Source organism: Comamonas sp. lk (genome assembly GCF_900564145.1).
Lineage (GTDB): Bacteria > Pseudomonadota > Gammaproteobacteria > Burkholderiales > Burkholderiaceae_C > Comamonas.
Map to the genome: position 1 here is coordinate 170,405 of NZ_UOOB01000001.1, position 16,709 is coordinate 187,113.

General features: G+C 60.9%; 18 protein-coding genes and 1 riboswitch. Of the genes, 14 read left to right on the forward strand and 4 right to left on the reverse strand.

Annotation, left to right across the window (positions count from 1 at the left end; translation table 11 throughout):
• Positions 1–31 precede the first annotated feature (31 nt).
• The 4 genes from EAO39_RS00745 (at position 32) to mnmE (ending at position 4,276) form a co-directional block, all read left to right on the forward strand.
• Positions 32–586, forward strand: coding sequence for a ribonuclease P protein component (locus EAO39_RS00745; RefSeq protein WP_120965309.1), 555 nt, complete (start codon positions 32–34; stop codon positions 584–586).
• Entirely contained in the window at positions 583–882 is a 300-nt protein-coding gene (gene yidD, locus EAO39_RS00750) for a membrane protein insertion efficiency factor YidD (RefSeq protein WP_120965311.1), read from the forward strand. Before EAO39_RS00745 ends, yidD begins: the two co-directional genes overlap by 4 nt.
• A complete protein-coding gene (gene yidC / locus EAO39_RS00755) occupies positions 879–2,591 on the forward strand; it encodes a membrane protein insertase YidC (protein ID WP_120965313.1) in 1,713 nt (570 codons plus the stop codon). Before yidD ends, yidC begins: the two co-directional genes overlap by 4 nt.
• Positions 2,592–2,845: 254 nt before the next feature.
• Positions 2,846–4,276, forward strand: a complete 1,431-nt coding sequence (mnmE, locus tag EAO39_RS00760) for a tRNA uridine-5-carboxymethylaminomethyl(34) synthesis GTPase MnmE (RefSeq protein ID WP_120965315.1) — start codon at positions 2,846–2,848, stop codon at positions 4,274–4,276.
• 82 nt (positions 4,277–4,358) lie between these two features.
• Here mnmE and EAO39_RS00765 read toward each other — a convergent pair whose 3' ends face one another.
• Entirely contained in the window at positions 4,359–5,390 is a 1,032-nt protein-coding gene (locus EAO39_RS00765) for a DUF4105 domain-containing protein (RefSeq protein ID WP_120970533.1), read from the reverse strand.
• Between the two features lie 225 nt (positions 5,391–5,615).
• Between EAO39_RS00765 and EAO39_RS00770 the strand changes: the two genes are divergently transcribed.
• Positions 5,616–6,098 carry a cyclic nucleotide-binding domain-containing protein gene (locus EAO39_RS00770; RefSeq protein WP_120965317.1) on the forward strand — a complete coding sequence of 161 codons (483 nt, stop codon included), beginning with the start codon at positions 5,616–5,618 and terminating at the stop codon, positions 6,096–6,098.
• Between the two features lie 244 nt (positions 6,099–6,342).
• On the forward strand, positions 6,343–7,056 hold the full coding sequence (locus EAO39_RS00775; protein ID WP_120970535.1) for a hypothetical protein: 714 nt from the start codon (positions 6,343–6,345) through the stop codon (positions 7,054–7,056).
• Positions 7,057–7,081: 25 nt separating this feature from the next.
• On the opposite strand, the gene EAO39_RS00780 is transcribed toward EAO39_RS00775, so the two are convergent.
• Positions 7,082–7,639: an adenine phosphoribosyltransferase gene (locus tag EAO39_RS00780; protein WP_120965319.1), complete on the reverse strand. Its 558-nt coding sequence runs from the start codon at positions 7,637–7,639 to the stop codon at positions 7,082–7,084.
• 125 nt (positions 7,640–7,764) lie between these two features.
• On the opposite strand from EAO39_RS00780, the gene EAO39_RS00785 reads away from it, so the two are divergent.
• Genes EAO39_RS00785 through EAO39_RS00800 form a run of 4 tightly spaced genes read left to right on the forward strand, consistent with a single transcriptional unit; the run spans position 7,765 to position 10,753 of the window.
• Complete coding sequence (locus EAO39_RS00785; protein ID WP_120965321.1) at positions 7,765–8,766, forward strand: KpsF/GutQ family sugar-phosphate isomerase; 1,002 nt, start codon at positions 7,765–7,767, stop codon at positions 8,764–8,766.
• Positions 8,766–9,326, forward strand: a complete 561-nt coding sequence (locus EAO39_RS00790; RefSeq protein ID WP_120965323.1) for an HAD hydrolase family protein — start codon at positions 8,766–8,768, stop codon at positions 9,324–9,326. The genes EAO39_RS00785 and EAO39_RS00790 overlap by 1 nt, the downstream gene beginning before the upstream one ends.
• Complete coding sequence (lptC, locus tag EAO39_RS00795; RefSeq protein WP_120965325.1) at positions 9,323–9,940, forward strand: LPS export ABC transporter periplasmic protein LptC; 618 nt, start codon at positions 9,323–9,325, stop codon at positions 9,938–9,940. The genes EAO39_RS00790 and lptC overlap by 4 nt, the downstream gene beginning before the upstream one ends.
• Positions 9,941–9,946: 6 nt before the next feature.
• Positions 9,947–10,753, forward strand: coding sequence for an SDR family oxidoreductase (locus EAO39_RS00800; protein ID WP_120965327.1), 807 nt, complete (start codon positions 9,947–9,949; stop codon positions 10,751–10,753).
• 109 nt (positions 10,754–10,862) lie between these two features.
• On the opposite strand, the gene EAO39_RS00805 is transcribed toward EAO39_RS00800, so the two are convergent.
• Positions 10,863–11,339 (reverse strand): RNA-binding protein, encoded by a 477-nt coding sequence (locus EAO39_RS00805; RefSeq protein WP_120965329.1) that lies wholly within the window; start codon positions 11,337–11,339, stop codon positions 10,863–10,865.
• Positions 11,340–11,587: 248 nt separating this feature from the next.
• Entirely contained in the window at positions 11,588–11,959 is a 372-nt protein-coding gene (locus EAO39_RS00810; protein ID WP_120970537.1) for an RNA-binding protein, read from the reverse strand.
• A 274-nt stretch (positions 11,960–12,233) separates the two neighbouring features.
• Positions 12,234–12,447: riboswitch (yybP-ykoY riboswitch) on the forward strand.
• A 16-nt stretch (positions 12,448–12,463) separates the two neighbouring features.
• Between EAO39_RS00810 and EAO39_RS00815 the strand changes: the two genes are divergently transcribed.
• From EAO39_RS00815 to EAO39_RS00830, 4 genes are all read left to right on the forward strand, one after another.
• Positions 12,464–13,045 carry a TMEM165/GDT1 family protein gene (locus tag EAO39_RS00815; RefSeq protein WP_120970539.1) on the forward strand — a complete coding sequence of 194 codons (582 nt, stop codon included), beginning with the start codon at positions 12,464–12,466 and terminating at the stop codon, positions 13,043–13,045.
• A 123-nt stretch (positions 13,046–13,168) separates the two neighbouring features.
• Entirely contained in the window at positions 13,169–14,323 is a 1,155-nt protein-coding gene (locus tag EAO39_RS00820) for a homoserine O-acetyltransferase (RefSeq protein WP_120965331.1), read from the forward strand.
• A complete protein-coding gene (metW, locus tag EAO39_RS00825) occupies positions 14,320–14,904 on the forward strand; it encodes a methionine biosynthesis protein MetW (RefSeq protein WP_120965333.1) in 585 nt (194 codons plus the stop codon). The genes EAO39_RS00820 and metW overlap by 4 nt, the downstream gene beginning before the upstream one ends.
• Before the next feature lie 183 nt (positions 14,905–15,087).
• Positions 15,088–16,596: a M20 family metallopeptidase gene (locus tag EAO39_RS00830; protein WP_120965335.1), complete on the forward strand. Its 1,509-nt coding sequence runs from the start codon at positions 15,088–15,090 to the stop codon at positions 16,594–16,596.
• Positions 16,597–16,709: the final 113 nt, after the last annotated feature.

Sequence of the window (16,709 nt, forward strand, 5' to 3'; positions counted from 1 at the left end):
TGTATTGACGGCCTCTGAACGGGGCTTTCCTATGCAACGACTGAAAACACGTCCGCAGTTCCAGGCAACCATGTCGGCGGGCACTATTGCCCGCACGCCTCACTTCGCTTTGCATCGCATGGTGCTGAGTGCGGGAGTGGATATGGCTGCCAACCCCGATACAGGGCCCGGATCGCAAGATCCGCAGGCCCTGTTTGGCATTGGTGCTGAGCGCGAGCAAGCCTGGCTGGGCGCCATGGTGCCCAAGCGCTGGGCCAAGCATTCGGTGACGCGTCACACGATCAAGCGCCAGGCCTATGCCGTGGCGCAGGACCATGAGACAGCGCTGCATGGCGCCTCTCATGTGGTGCGGCTGCGCTCGGGCTTTGACCGCAAGCAGTTCGTCAGTGCGAGCTCGGATGCGCTCAAGGCCGCCGTGCGCACCGAGCTGCAACAGCTGTTCGGCTCTGCCTCGCGCCGCATTGCACGCGCCAAGGCCGAGGTCGATACGCCTGCCGATGCCGATAAAAAGTCGGTTCCAGCCCAAGATATCAAAGCGCAAGAAGCTTCTACTTTGATAGCGCCCGGCACGGGAGTTGCATCATGATGCAGCGCCTACTCATGGCTGTGGTGCGAGGCTACCGGCTGATGCTCAGCCCCTGGCTGGGCTCGGCCTGCCGGTTCGAGCCGACCTGCTCGGCCTATTCCCTTCAAGCGCTGGAGCAACACGGCGCTGCGGTAGGCTCCTATCTGACAGTGTGCCGACTGGCGCGCTGCCATCCGTGGTGTGACGGAGGGCATGATCCTGTGCCACAGCAAAAGCCCAGGCTGTTTTCCTTTCTGGATTCAGCCCCGGACTCTTCCGCGACCACCCAACCTTCCTCACCTAAGAAGTCTTCATGAACGATATTCGCCGCACCATACTGTGGGTGATATTTGGCTTTTCCATGGTTTTGCTCTGGGACAAGTGGCAAATCCATAACGGCAACAAGCCAACCTTCTTCCCCCAGCCCCAGGTCGCCAGTGCGCCTGCGGCTGAGACAGCCAAGCCTGCGAATGTGGGAGTGCCTTCCGCTGCGACCGCCTCCACCAGCGACGTGCCCAACGATGCAGCGGCCACGCCCGCCGCAGCGCCCGCCACACCTCGCCAGAACGTGACCGTGTCCAGCGACGTGCTGCGACTGACGTTTGACAGCGAAGGCGGCACGCTCAAGGGCTCCGAGCTGCTTAAGTACTCGGACACCACGGATCAGAACAAGCTGATGGCCGTGTTCGAGGAAAACGCCAAGCGCGTGTACCTGGGCCAGACGGGTCTGACCGGCGCCGCCGGCAGCTTCCCCAACCACAAGACACCGATGACCGTGATGCCTGGCGAGCGCGAGCTCAAGGATGGCCAGGACAGCGTGCAGGTTCGCTTCGAGTCGGCGCCCGTGGGCGGCGTCAAGCTGATCAAGACCTTCACCCTGAAGCGCGGCTCCTACGCTATCGACGTGCAGCACGATGTGGTCAACACCGGCACGGCGGCCGTGGCTCCCCAGTTGTATCTGCAACTGGTGCGTGACGGCAACAAGCCCGAGCACGAGTCCACCTTCTACTCCACCTTCACCGGCCCTGCGGTCTATACCGAAGCCAAGAAGTACCACAAGGTGGAGTTCAAGGACATTGCCAGCGGCAAGGCCGAAGTGGACAAGTCCTCCACCAACGGCTACGTGGCCATGGTGCAGCACTACTTTGCCAGCGCCTGGCTGCTGGCAGACGGCATCCAGCGCGACAACCGCGTGGCCAAGGTCGGCGACAACCTGTTTGCTGTGAGCATGGTCACCCCCCTGGGCACCGTGGAACCCGGCCAGACCAAGACCGTGTCCGCACGCCTGTTCACCGGCCCTCAGATCGAACCCATGCTGGAGTCGCTGACTCCCGGCCTGGAACTGGTCAAGGACTATGGCTGGCTGACCATTCTGGCCAAGCCCCTGTACTGGCTGCTGGCCGAGCTGCACAAGTTCATCGGCAACTGGGGTTGGTCCATCGTGGCCCTGGTGGTGCTGCTGAAGATTGCTTTCTACTGGTTCAACGCCAAGGCTTACGGCTCGATGGCCAAGATGAAGGCCATCAACCCCAAGATTCAGGAAATGCGCGAGCGCCTGAAGGACAAGCCTCAGCAGATGCAGCAGGAGATGATGCGCATCTACCGCGAGGAAAAGGTCAATCCTATGGGCGGCTGTCTGCCCATCATCATCCAGATGCCGGTCTTCATGGCTTTGTACTGGGTGCTGCAGTCCAGCGTGGAAATCCGCAATGCTCCCTGGATTGGCTGGATCCACGATTTGTCGATGCCCGATCCGTTCTTCATCCTGCCGCTGTTGATGACGCTGTCCTCGCTGCTGCAAACGGCACTGAACCCCGCGCCTCCAGATCCCATGCAGGCCAAGATGATGTGGATCATGCCGCTGATGTTCAGCGTGATGTTCTTCTTCTTCCCCGCCGGTCTGGTGCTGTACTGGCTGACGAACAACATCTTGTCGATTGCACAGCAGTGGCTCATCAACACACGCATGGGTGTGCCGCCTCAGTTCAACCTGCCCAAGTTTGGCAAGGCTGCCGAGAGCAAATAAGCTGCGCTGCTGAAGCGACCAAGCCGCCACCCGCCAGGGTGGCGGCTTTTTTCATGGGCGATTGATTAAAAAACAGGCAACCCAATTACATGATTGTTTTTGACCTATAACCCATATATATCAAACGCTTGAAGCTATTAAATAGATAGCAAATATAGGCGCCCACGATATGCCCCACAGCCACCTCAAAGCCTGGTGCGGGCTATCATCGCGGCGCTGTTGTACCGCTTATCTTCTGGAAAGACTCTCCACCCATGTTGCCCCGCCATAACGACCCCATTGCCGCCATCGCCACCGCACCAGGGCGCGGGGCCGTGGGCATTGTGCGGGTCTCGGGCAAAGGCATTGCGGCGCTGGTGAAAACACTGTGCGGCAAAGATTTGAAGCCGCGCGAAGCCACGTACCTGCCCTTCAAGGACGCGGCCGGCGCGCCCATAGACCACGGTCTGGCCATTTACTTCCCCGGCCCGCACAGCTACACGGGTGAAGACGTGCTGGAGCTGCAGGCCCACGGCGGCCCGGTGGTACTGCAGCTGCTGCTGGCCCGCTGCCTGGAGGCTGCGCAACAAGTAAGTGAACACTCCGATGCAGCCACATTGCCCGGTTTACGCCTGGCCCAGCCCGGCGAATTCACCGAACGCGCTTTTCTGAATGACAAAATCGACCTGGCCCAGGCCGAGGCGATTGCCGATCTGATCGACGCCAGCACCGAAGCCGCTGCGCGCAGCGCCAGCCGCTCGCTGTCGGGCGCGTTCTCCCAGGAAATCCATGTGCTGCGCGAAGCGCTGGTGCATTTGCGCATGCTGGTCGAGGCCACGCTGGACTTTCCCGAAGAGGAAATCGACTTTCTGCAAAAAGCCGATGCCTTTGGCCAGTTGGAGCGCCTGCGTGCCCAGGTGGCCACTGTACTCAGCAAGGCGCACCAGGGTGCCCTGCTGCGCGAAGGTATCAAGGTGGTGATCGCCGGCCAGCCCAATGCCGGCAAAAGCTCGCTGCTCAATGCCCTGGCCGGGGCGGAGCTGGCCATCGTCACCCCCATCGCCGGCACCACCCGCGACAAGGTGCAGCAAACCATTCAGATCGAAGGCGTGCCCCTGCACGTGATCGACACCGCTGGCCTGCGCGACAGCGACGATGAGGTGGAGCGCATAGGAATTGCCCGCGCCTGGGACGAAATCGCCGCCGCCGACGCCGTGCTGTTTCTGCACGACCTCACCCGCATGGAGCAGGCCGACTATGTGGCCGCCGACGCGGCCATTGGCCAGACGCTGCAGCAAAAACTGCCCCATCAGGTGCCCGTCATCCATGTCTGGAACAAGACCGACACCGCCGCCGCAGGCGTGCTGGAGCGCTGCGCGGCGGCTGTGGAGACGGCCCAGGTCGCCCTGTCGGCCCGCACCGGCGACGGACTGGATGCGCTGCGCCGCCATCTGCTGCAAGTGGCTGGCTGGCAATCGGCCCCCGAAGGCCTGTACCTGGCCCGCGCCCGCCATGTGGAAGCGCTGCAGGCTGTGGCCGCGCACCTGGAGATGGCCGACGAGCAGCTCGCGGCCCAGGCAGCTCACCTGGACTTGCTGGCCGAGGAGCTGCGTCTGGCCCAGCTGTCGCTGAACTCGATTACCGGCGAATTCAGCTCGGACGACTTGCTGGGCGTCATCTTCAGCTCCTTCTGCATAGGAAAATAAGAGCGGCTGGCGCTCATTCCATCTTGATTTCAAGACATTTCATGCCTGTAATCCAACAATGGATTGCGTTTTATGCTCCTATTCAAGGAGTATTTAAAACACCTGGCATGCCGGCACGTATGGCACGGGAAAAGTCCACGCTGGCCGCCACATCGCAGTCCAGGGCCGCAGGCTGCCAGGCCTTGGCCCGCTCGGTGATATCGCCCGCCAGGCGCAATTCATCGAGTGAATAACCGGGCGTGAGCACACCCAGGCTGTTCAGATATTCGGGCAGATAGCCGGAGGCCAGCAGCCGCCAGTCCAGCGGCAACGTAGCCCCCACACGCCGCGCCAGTTGCCAGACGATGGTGGTGCAGTTGGCCGTGAGCGTGTTGTAGAAACGCGGTTTGTCGTTGAGCGAATCGGCCTCGCGCGCATAAGCCATGAACAGCTCGCGCATCACGGACTGGCGCATATTCAAGCGGTACAGCCTGAGCTGTTCGCCCCGTACATTGGTGCGAACGGCCAGGATATCACGCTCATCCGCTGCGATCAGCGCCAGCTCGTAACGCCGGAAAAAACCGGCCAGCGCATCGAACTGCTCGCCTTTTTGCTTGCGGATTTCAATGGAAAAGACGACATGCTCTCCGTTGTTGAAGCCAAAAGACACCAGCGTGTGCGCGATTGCCGGCCCCATCCAGTACGAAGTGGCCACGTCCACACTGGCCAGCTGTGCCAGCTCATAGCGACGTGATTCCCAGCGCACGTCATAGTCCTCATCGCTGCGCCAGCGGAAGTTGCGCACATTCTTCAAAAGTACGCGCTGGCGCGAATCGGTCAGAGCGCCATCGGCCTGCAGCTGCATGTGCAGGGCCACATCGTCTGCCCAGTCGCGCCTGCCGCTGGGCACGATCTGCCGCCACCATGTCAGCATCAACAGCAGGCTGACCACCCACAAAGCGGTGCTGACCGCAGGCAGGCCTCGGCCCAGCCCCCAGAGGCCGCAGCCAGCCAGCCACAGCAGCCAGGCCGCCATCCAGAGCAGACGCAACACCGCGTTGCCAGGCCCCTGGAACCAGATGGTCCCCAGGCCCCACAGCGCCGCTGCAGCCAGCAGCAGCATGAAAACAGTCATGAGCAGCAAGTCGGTTCCGCTCCTTTTTCACGAACAAGGCCTTTACGACGGCCGATGCAGCCGGAGTGTGCGGCGTTTGCGCCAGACAATGCAGCTTGATGCAAGTTTTGCTACAAAAAACAGCAGTTACCGGATTGGCGAAAACGCCACGCTGGCTTAGCATGCCTGCCAGCCACCGCTTGCGGCCTGTACATCTGCTTTCAATCTTCGAGATCACCGCCGTCCATGTCCACCATTGCCAAGCACCACGACCTGTCCGCCCTCATGCAAGCCATGACCTCGTCCATGGCGGCTGACAGCGCACAAAGCGTGTTGCATGCGGGGCAGTGGGAAATGCTGGCCCCCTATCTGGTGCCCGTCAACCTGAGCGTCAGCGAAACACTGTTTGCCGAAGGCGCGCTGGACCGCAACCTGTACCTGGTGGAATCCGGCTCCCTGAGCGTGCATTACCAGGATGCCAAGGAGCGCATCCGCCTGGCCCTGGTCGGCCCCGGCGCCGTGCTGGGCGAAGGAGCCTTCTTTGCCCACCGCCCCCGCCGCGCCACGGTACAGGCCTCCACGCCCAGCCGCCTCTGGTGCCTCACGGCTCTGCGCTTTTCGGAACTCTCCAACCGCCAGCCGCCGCTGGCACTAGCTCTGGTCGTCATGGCCGGCCAGGTGCTGGCTCGCCGCGCCAGTGACAGCCGCCGCCGCATCGCCAGCACCTGAAGTCTGCGTGGCAATGAGACTACGCCTTCAAGCTTCAGCCAGCAGCGTTATTGCCGACATACCCAGTATGGGGTAATCATGGCTCGGCATCCACCAAGCCGTTGGCCGACTTCCAGCTAGTTGGTGGACGCGGACCTTTGATGCACATCGGATGAATGTGCACATTGCTGCAAATAAAGGCGGCTCACCCACGGGAACAGGCAAAATATCTTCGTTTGTAAAAATGGGTTTAAAAGAGGGCAGCATGTCTTTGTTCCAATGGCTCACTCGCAGGCCGCGTACAGAGGGCAGTGCCATACGCACTGAAGCACCCAATGACCGCCATGACTCGGAACATCCGCGCAGCGAACGCTCGGCACGCCGCGAGCAGCTCTATTCCGTCGTCCGCGATGCCATGGTGCGCGTCAGCATTCTGTCGGCAGGCTATAAGTTCAAAGTGCTTTCGCTGGATAACGCGGGCCAGCGCTTTGTAGTCATGGTGGATCTGGACCATGCCTATGCGGCCGAGCCCGCACGCCTGCGAGAAATTGAGAGCTTGATTGCCGAGCTGGCCAAGGCCCGCATGGCGGCCATCGTGCACGCCGTGTACTGGCGTGTGAGCGAGCAGCTCAAACCCGTAAAGCCACCAACAGAAGCCACCGCCGGCCAATCACCGCTGAACTCGGCCGTACAGCAGCTGCATCAGGCCCGCGCGGCAAGGGCAGCCCAGCCCGCACGCACTTTGCCGCGATCCTTCGAGCCCATTGATGCGCAGGAGATGGATGCCTTCAGGCTGGCCGTGGCAGCCTCGGGAACCATTGATGTGCAGCACTCACGCCAGTCATTTACCTCACACGGCCAGCACCGCTCCGGCCCGCTGCTGGGGCCCGGCACGCACGGGCACGAAGAGGCTCGCAGCGACTTCCACGCCTCGGATATGGGTTCTTTGGGTGTGACCCAGTACGGCGAGCTACGCTAGCCGGTCGCCAGGCACTGCGCCGGACTCAATGCCCGGCGAAATCCACCAGCGTGAACAGCGACAGGCCTTTTTCGCGCAGATGGGCAGAGCCGCCCAGTTCGGGCAAGTCCACAATGGCCGCGCCTTCGATGACGGTGGCGCCCAGCTTTTCCAGCAATTTCTTGCCTGCCATCATGGTGCCGCCGGTGGCAATCAGATCATCGATCAGCAGCACCCGGTCACCGGGTTTGACGGCGTCGGTATGCAGCTCGACCGTGGCGCTGCCGTATTCCAGCTCATAGGTCTCCTCCACCGTGGTGAAAGGCAGTTTGCCTTTTTTACGAATGGGCACAAAGCCGACATTGAGTTCGTGGGCGATCACGGCCCCCAGGATGAAGCCGCGGGCATCCAACCCGGCAACTACATCGGGACGCAGATCGCGATCCATGTAGCGGTGTACAAAAGCGTCCGTCATCACGCGAAAGACCTTGGGGTCTTGCAGCAGGGGCGTGATGTCACGAAATTGCACACCGGGCGCTGGCCAGTCGGACACGGTGCGAATGTGGGCGCGCAGATAGTCGTTAACGCTGGTGTGGGATTGCATGGCGCTGAGAGTGATCGCTTAGGGGGAAGTCAGTGTAGTAGCTGGCATCCACCAGAAGGCCCAAAGGGATAAACGGCAAGCACCCGGCCCGGTGTGGCTCGCCTGCGCTGGCTAGAATCCTAGATATGAATTCTGATGCCGCCCCCACCCGTCCCGACGACGCTCCGAATGCCCTGCGCCTGGCGCGCGAAGCACTCGCCATCGAAGTTGAAGCCCTGCAGGCCATGTCGCAGCGCCTCAACGGCGATTTCACCCAGGTCGTGCAGCGCATTCTGCAGATTTCGGGCCGCGTGGTGGTCATGGGCATGGGCAAAAGCGGCCACGTAGGCCGCAAGATTGCCGCCACTCTGGCATCGACCGGCACGCCCGCCTTCTTTGTGCACCCGGCCGAGGCCAGCCACGGCGATCTCGGCATGCTCACCACGGACGATCTGGTGCTGGCACTGTCCAATAGCGGTGAGACCGATGAGCTCACGGGCGTGCTGCCCGCGATCAAGCGCCAAGGCATTCCTCTGGTAGCCGTGACCGGCGGCCTGCGTTCCACACTGGCCAAGCACGCCGACTGGGTGCTGGACACCCAGGTAGAGCGCGAAGCCTGCCCGCTGAACTTGGCGCCCACGGCCAGCACCACCGCCCAGCTGGCCATGGGCGATGCCCTGGCTGTGGCCCTGCTGGATGCACGCGGCTTCGGTGCCGAAGACTTTGCCCGCTCCCACCCGGGCGGCTCGCTGGGCCGCAAGTTGCTCACCCATGTGCGCGATGTGATGCGCAGCGGCAAAGACCTGCCCTTTGTCACCCAGGATGCCAGCTGCATGGATTTGATGCGCGAGATGAGCGCCAAGGGCCTGGGCTGCTCTGCCGTGGTCGATGCACAAGGCATGCTGGTGGGTATCTTTACCGACGGCGACCTGCGCCGCTGCGTAGAGGCGGGCATCGATCTGCGCGAGCGCAAGGCCGGTGACGTCATGCATGCCAATCCGCGCACCATCAACGCCGATCTGCTGGCCGTGGCCGCAGCCCGCGTGATGGAAGAGCAAGGCATCACCACCGTGCTGGTGGCCGACGCGCAACAGAGCCTGCAAGGCGTGGTGCATATTCGTGATCTGATGCGAGCCAAGGTGATCTGATGCAGAAAGCAACCCCAACTCCCCGCCAGCAATGGGCTCCCGAGCTGTTGCTCAAGGCCCAGGATGTGCGCGTGGCTTTTTTTGATGTGGATGGCGTGCTCACGGACGGCGGCCTGTACTTCAGCTGCGAGGGTGAGGTGCTCAAGCGCTTTCACACGCTTGATGGCCATGGGCTCAAGATGCTGCAAAAAGCCGGCATCACTCCCGCCGTGGTGACGGGGCGCGACTCTCCCGCCCTGCGCCTGCGTCTGCGCAATCTAGGCATTGAGCACGCACGCTTTGGCACCGAGGACAAGGTACCGGCAGCCGAGTCCATACTGGCCGAGCTGGGCCTGCAATGGAGCCAGACCGCCGCCATGGGAGACGACTGGCCCGACCTGCCCGTGCTGCAACGCAGTATTTTTGCCTGTGCCCCCGCCAATGCCCATGAGGAAGTCCTGGCCGTGGCCGATCACATCACCACGCGCTGCGGCGGCGATGGAGCAGTACGCCAGCTGTGCGACCTGCTGCTGGCGGCACGCGGCGCCTATGCCGGCCTGCTGGCCGATTACACATCATGAGCACCTCATGGCGACGCTATAGCGACAGGGCCACGCTGTATCTGCCAGCGCTGCTCATGGCACTGCTGGCCCTGGGTACCTGGTGGCTGGTACGCAATGCGCCTCAGCCGGTAAGTTCGGGCGTGCAAAAAGTGCGCGTGCACGAGCCCGACTACTTCATGAAAGATTTCTCGATCAAGAATTTTGAGGCATCCGGACGCCTCAAGACCCGCTTGACGGGCACCCAGGGTCGCCACTATCCGGATACCGATACGCTGGAAGTGGATGAAGCGCGCATGCTCAGCATCACGCCCGATGACCGCACCTCGGTAGGCAGCGCCAAGCGTGCTTTGAGCAATGGCGACGGCTCTGAAGTCCAGCTCTTTGGCGACGCCGTAATCACCCGTGAGGCTGTCGCGGCCGCCCCGGGTAAAAAAGCGGTTCCGCCCATGCAGATAGCCAGCGAATTTCTGCAGATCTGGCCCAATGAAGAGCGCATCAGCACCCACAAGCCCGTGGTCATGACCCGTGGTGAAGATCGCTTCACCGGCGACAGCATGGAATACGGCAATCTGGACCAGGTGCTACAGATGAATGGCCGGGTCAAAGGCTTCATCCAGCCCAGCAAGCGCTGACCGGTCATGACCCACATCAGCTCTGCCCAAACCCGCCCTTTGGTCTACATCACAGGCGCATCCAGCGGTATTGGCCAAGCTCTGGCCCTGCGCTATTACCAGGCCGGCTATACCTTGGCCTTGGTCGCGAGGCGCACGCAGCTCATGCAGGAATGGGCTTTGGAACAGCAGCTGGAGCCCCAGCGCTACGCACTCTATGCTGCCGATGTGGCCGTGATTGACAGCGCCTGCGCAGCAGGTCGCCGCTGCCTGGAGCAGCAAGGTTTGCCGGACATCGTCATCGCCAATGCAGGCATCAGCTGGGGCGTGGACACCGCACTGCGTGAGGACCTTGAAGTCATGCAGCAGGTACTGGCCGTGAACACCACGGGCATGGCGGCCAGCTTTCAGCCTTTCATCACCCCTATGCTAGAACGCGGCTCCGGCAGCCTGGTCGGCATTGCCAGCGTGGCAGGAATCAGGGGATTGCCAGGCCATGGTGCATATTGCGCAAGCAAATCTGCAGCCATTGCATACTGCGAAAGCCTGCGTGGAGAATTACAGTCATCTGGCGTGCAAGTAATCACTTTGCTGCCGGGATATGTGGATACGCCACTGACCAAAAATAATCCCTACGCCATGCCTTTCTTACTCAGTCCGCAGGTATTTGCAGCACGAGCTTTCAAAGCCATAGAGAAAAAAACCAGCTATGCCACCATCCCCTGGCAAATGGGCTTGGTCGCAAAGATAATGCGTTTTCTGCCAAATACAATTTGGGACAAGCTCCTTGTAGGAAAAAGCCGCAAACCTCGGTATCTACAATCCAACAAGTAAGTCATTGCGCGCTTAGAGGCCTGGATTTCAAGCGGCGATTACCCAAAAGATAAAGGCACCAAATGGTGCCTTTATCTTTTTGATGCAGCACAAACTGCATCAAAAATTATCATTCGCCTTGGTTATTACCACCGCCATAACCGCCACGGCCACCGTGACGAGGACCGGAACCATAGGGGCTGCGGAAGCCTCCGTCACCCCGGCCATAGCCACCGCCATCACCGCGGCCGCCCCCATATCCACCACCACCGCCACCCTCGTTGCGGCCGTAGCCGCCATCGCGACCACCACCATATCCGCCACCGCCGCCAAAGCCACCAGGGCGGGGAGCGCGCGGTTCCATGGGACGAGCCTCATTCACTACCAGGCTGCGACCACCCAGCGGTTGGCCATTCATACCTTGAATCGCCGCCAACGCCTCAGATTCGCTGGCCATTTCCACAAAGCCAAAGCCTTTGGAACGTCCTGTATCACGCTCCATCATGACGCGTGCACTGGTAACTGCGCCAAATTGGCCAAAGGCCTGCTCCAAGTCGTTGTCACGCACACCATAAGGAAGGTTGCCGACATAAAGCTTATTACCCATAACTCCTCAACTCCTCAATGCTTTCAATTTGGCGATCAATTTCAGGATTTCAGCATCCAGTTGCTTGCGAAAGCGCATGCACAGACCCAAATGCCGATTCATTTCCGAACGGGGAATGCTCCAGAAACAATTATGAAGCAGGGCTGGCAGAAAAATAAATGCTCCAAATCGAGGGGGTGACAGCGTTTGGGCAAAAAAAAAGGGATCCGAAGATCCCTTTTTATCTAGTAAGCCAGGTTGCCCGTTGCTTAGTAGCTGTTGCGACGGCCGTAACCACCGCCATCACCACGGCCGCCGCCGAAGCCGCCGCCGCCGCCTTCACGGCCGCCACCGAAACCGCCGCCGAAGCCGCCGGAACGGGGAGGACGGGCTTCCATGGGACGTGCTTCGTTCACAACGAGGTCACGGCCACCGTGGTTTTGACCGTGCAGGCCTTGGATAGCAGCTTGTGCTTCGGCATCGCTGCCCATTTCCACAAAACCGAAACCCTTGGAACGGCCGGTGTCGCGCTCCATCATGACCTTGGCGCTGTTCACAGTGCCGAATTCGCTGAAGGCTTGCTCCAGATCTTGGTCGCGGAAAGAGTAAGGCAGATTGCCGACGTAAAGCTTGTTGCCCATGATGGACTCCTGAAAAAACATGAAAACGCGATGGAGCCCTAGGGAGTCAACAACGGATGACAACGTTAGAGACGCAAACGCACTCGCCTATGAAGAAATAGTATCTCTACACAAAGACTTCGTCATTATGTGGCAGAAGCTTTGTCCATGTTTTACGAAAAGGCTAAATTTCATGCTCGTAACAACATCAAGCGCCTGGGATTTACCCTCAAATGTAAAAATGGAATAAAAAAACAGCTTTTTGTCTTACATAGATCAAATGTTAGAATAAAACCCTACTGTCCCTGGGGAGTAGGCCGTCCGGCAGGCAATTCACGCTGCCGGATGCATGTGTCAACAGACTTGAGCCTTCGTGGCTTATGGCATATGCGGCCTGCGGTGCAACACCGCAGTGCGACCGGCCGAGACCATTGACCGTGCGCCAATCCCATAACGATTCATGGGCCGGAGTTGGTGCGTGGTCAATGCGTTTTGGCATCACTCCGGCCCGTCATACCCCTCATGATTGAAGCTTTCCTTGTGTCCACCTCCAGCGTCACGCTGGCCGAGATGGGCGATAAAACGCAGTTGCTTTCCCTGGTTCTCGCAGCCAAATACCGTAAACCCATGCCGATTGTTCTGGGCATTCTGGTGGCCACCCTGGTCAATCACGCCCTGGCCGGTGCCGTGGGCGCCTGGATTGCGTCGGTGCTGGGCGCAGATGTGCTGCGCTGGATTTTGGGCATTTCCTTTATCGCCATGGCGGCCTGGATGCTGATTCCGGACCAATTCGACGACGAGTCCGTGGGCAGCAACAACCGCTGGGGCATTTTCGGCACCACGGTCATGCTGTTCTTCCTGGCCGAGATGGGCGACAAGACCCAGCTGGCCACCGTGGGACTGGCTGCCAAATATGTAGGCGAATACTTCTGGGTGATTGTGGGCACCACCCTGGGCATGATGCTGGCCAATGCGCCCGTGGTCTGGTGGGGCGACAAGATCACCCAGAAGCTGCCGATCCGCCTGATTCACCGGGTATGTGCGGCCATCTTCCTGGTTCTGGGTCTGGCTGTTTTGTTCGCTCCCGCCATCCAGGCTTTGGTATAGTGAAACCACTACGCGCCGATTTGCTACAGCTTGCGGGCGCTTTATAAATCCAGCTAAAGACCCGTCCGCGAAGTGACAGTACACCGACCCGGCCTCGTTTTTAGCGATGCCGGGTTTTTTCATATGTCCTTCATCGCCACACCTCAATCCATGCACTTCGATGAGCCGCTGCCTTTGCAGAGCGGCAGCTCCATCGCCAACTACGACCTCGCCTTCGAGACCTACGGCGAGCTCAATGCCGACAAGAGCAATGCCATCGTGGTCTGTCATGCGCTCAACGCCTCCCACCACGTAGCGGGCAGCTACGAGGGCCAGCCCAAGAGCGAGGGCTGGTGGGACAACATGATCGGCCCGGGCAAGCCGGTCGATACCCGGCAGTTTTTTGTCATCGGAATCAACAACCTGGGCTCGTGTTTCGGCTCTACCGGCCCCATGCACACCAATCCAGCCACAGGCAAGCCCTATGGCGCCGATTTTCCCGTGGTGACGGTCGAAGACTGGGTGGACGCACAGGCGCGTTTGCTCGATCGTCTGGGCATACACAAGCTGGCCGCCGTGCTTGGCGGCAGCCTGGGCGGCATGCAGGCACTGTCATGGTCGCTGCGCTATCCGCAGCGCATGGGCCATGCCGTGGTGGTGGCCAGCGCGCCCAATCTGAACGCGGAAAACATCGCTTTCAACGAAGTAGCCCGCCGCGCCATCGTGACCGACCCGGATTTCTACGGCGGCCACTTCTACGAGCATGGCGTGGTGCCGGCACGCGGCCTGCGCATTGCCCGCATGATCGGCCACATCACCTATCTCTCCGACGATGTGATGAACCAGAAGTTCGGTCGCCAGCTACGTGACGGCCTGGACCTCAAATACAGCACGCAAGAGGTGGAGTTCGAGATCGAGAGCTATCTGCGCTACCAGGGAGAGAAGTTCAGCAGCTACTTCGATGCCAACACCTATTTGCTGATCACCCGCGCGCTCGATTACTTCGACCCGGCCCGCGCCCATGACGGCGATCTGACCCAGGCGCTGGCGCTGGCCAAGGCCAAATTCCTGCTGGTGAGCTTCACCACCGACTGGCGCTTTGCCCCGACGCGCAGCCGCGAGCTCGTCAAATCCTTGCTGGAGAACGACCGCGACGTCAGCTATGCCGAGATCGACGCTCCCCATGGTCATGATGCATTTTTGCTCGATGACCCACGCTACATGAACGTGATGCGCTCCTATTTTGATGGCATTGCCAAAGCTTTGAACACCGCTACCCTTGCCACGGAGGCCGCATGACCGAACTGACCACCATGCATGCAATTGCCAAGCTCGTGCCCCAGGGCTCGCGCGTGCTGGATCTGGGCTGTGGCGACGGCGCCCTGCTGTCGCATCTGGTGCGCGAGCGCGGCTGCACCGGCTATGGCGTGGAGCTGGACGATGCCAATGTGCTGGCCTGTACCCGCCGCGGCGTGAATGTGCTGCAGCTCAATCTGGAAGACGGCCTGGCCGTGTTTGGCGACAACAGCTTTGATGTGGTGCTGCAGATCGACACGCTGCAGCATTTGCGCAATGCCGAGGTGATGCTGCAGGAAACCGCCCGCATAGGTCGCGCCGGCATCGTCGCCTTCCCCAATTTTGCGCACTGGCAAAACCGCATGTCCGTGCTGCGCGGACGCATGCCGGTCACGCGCCGCCTGCCCTACCAGTGGTATGACACGCCCAATATCCGTGTCGGCACCTACAAGGATTTCGAGGTGCTGGCCACCAAGAACCGCTTGCGCATCCTGGACTCCTTTGGCCTGCAAAACGGCCAGGTGGTGCGCAGCCTGCCCAATCTGCTGGCCACCACGGCCGTGTTCCATTTCGAGCACGCCTGAAAGCATCAGCCTTGATAGCTGTCAGCCCATGACCCATATGGGCTTCACGGCTGTTTGAATCTGAATCGGCAGCTGACGCGGCAGGGAGTGCATACCAAGGCCTGCGGTGCAGCCTAGAAGGCTTGGCGCAAAATAGGACGTATTGCGGGACCTTGGCCCGCACCCTTATTGAAGGAGCCGACCATGAACGCACGCACTCCCGCCCAGCTGCTGCAAGCAACCGAAGCGCTGCAACACATCACCACCCAGTGGGACCAGCAAATCGTCCCCGAGCTGAAGAACTACATCGCCATTCCAGCCAAATCGCCGATGTTTGCGCCCGATTGGGAGCAGCAGGGCTTTATCGCCACCGTGATGCGCAATGCCGCAGCCTGGGTGGAGGCGCAAAAAGTGGCCGGGCTCAAACTCGAGGTGATTCAGCAGCCGGGCCGCACGCCGGTGCTGTTCTTCGAAGTCGATGGCACAGCCGACCAAGCGGCCAGCAATCCCACGGTGCTGATGTACGGCCACCTGGACAAGCAGCCCGAATTCGAAGGCTGGCGCAGCGATCTGGGCCCCTGGACGCCCAAGTACGAGGACGGCAAGCTCTACGGCCGTGGCGGTGCCGATGACGGCTACGCCGTCTATGCCAGCATTGCCGCCATCCAGGAGCTCAAGCGCCAGAGTGTGCCGCATCCGCGCATCGTCGGCCTCATCGAAACCTGCGAGGAAAGCGGCTCGGCCGACCTGCTGCCCTATGTGGAAATGCTGCGCCCCCGCCTCGGTGATGTGGGCCTGGTGATCTGCCTCGATAGCGGCGCCGGCAACTACGACCAGCTGTGGCTGACCACCAGCTTGCGCGGCATGGCCAGCGGCACGCTCAAGGTGCAGATCCTGACCGAGGGCATTCACTCGGGCGATGCCTCGGGTGTGGTGCCCTCCTCGTTTCGCATCCTGCGCCAGGTGCTGGACCGCCTGGAAGACAGCAAGAGCGGTCGCCTGCTGCCTCAGAGCTTTCACTGCGAGGTGCCGGCCGAGCGTCTGCAACAGATCCGCGCCACGGCCGACATTCTGGGCGAGGACACCTATGCCCGCTTTCCCTGGGCGCACTATGACTGCGGCGGCTCGGCCCGCGTCTCCCTGCCCACCACCACCGACCCCGTGGAGGCGCTGATCCGCCGCACCTGGTCGCCCACGCTCAGCGTGACCGGCGTGGACGGCATTCCCAGTCTGCAGAATGCCGGCAATGTGCTGCGCCCCTACACGGCCTTCAAGCTCAGCCTGCGCCTGCCGCCGCTGGTGGATGCCTCGGTCTGCGTGCAGGAATTGAAGACCCTGCTGGAAGACAACGCCCCCTACGACGCCAAGGTGACCTGGGAAGGACTGTCCAGCTCCAGCGGCTGGAATGCGCCGGGCATGGACAGCTGGTTTGAAAAAGCCCTCAACAGCGCCAGTCAGGCCCACTTTGGTGCGTCTTGCGGCTATATCGGCCAGGGCGGCACGATTCCGCTGATGAACCAGCTGAGTCAGGGCTTTCCCAAGGCCCAGATGATGGTCTGCGGCGTGCTCGGCCCCAAGAGCAATGCCCACGGCCCCAATGAGTTTCTGCACGTGCCCTACGCCAAAAAGCTCACCGCCTCGGTGGCCGAAGTGATTGCCGCCATGGCGCGCGCGCAAAGCGAGGAGCCCGGAGAAAACACGCCTGTGGTCTGAAGATCAGGTCATCTTCATTTTTGAAATGAAAACAGCTGCTGGCGCTTGTACATAGAGCGCAAGCAGCTATTTTTTTGATAGATCTACTTGGCCCCAACAGGTAAGCCCGTGTT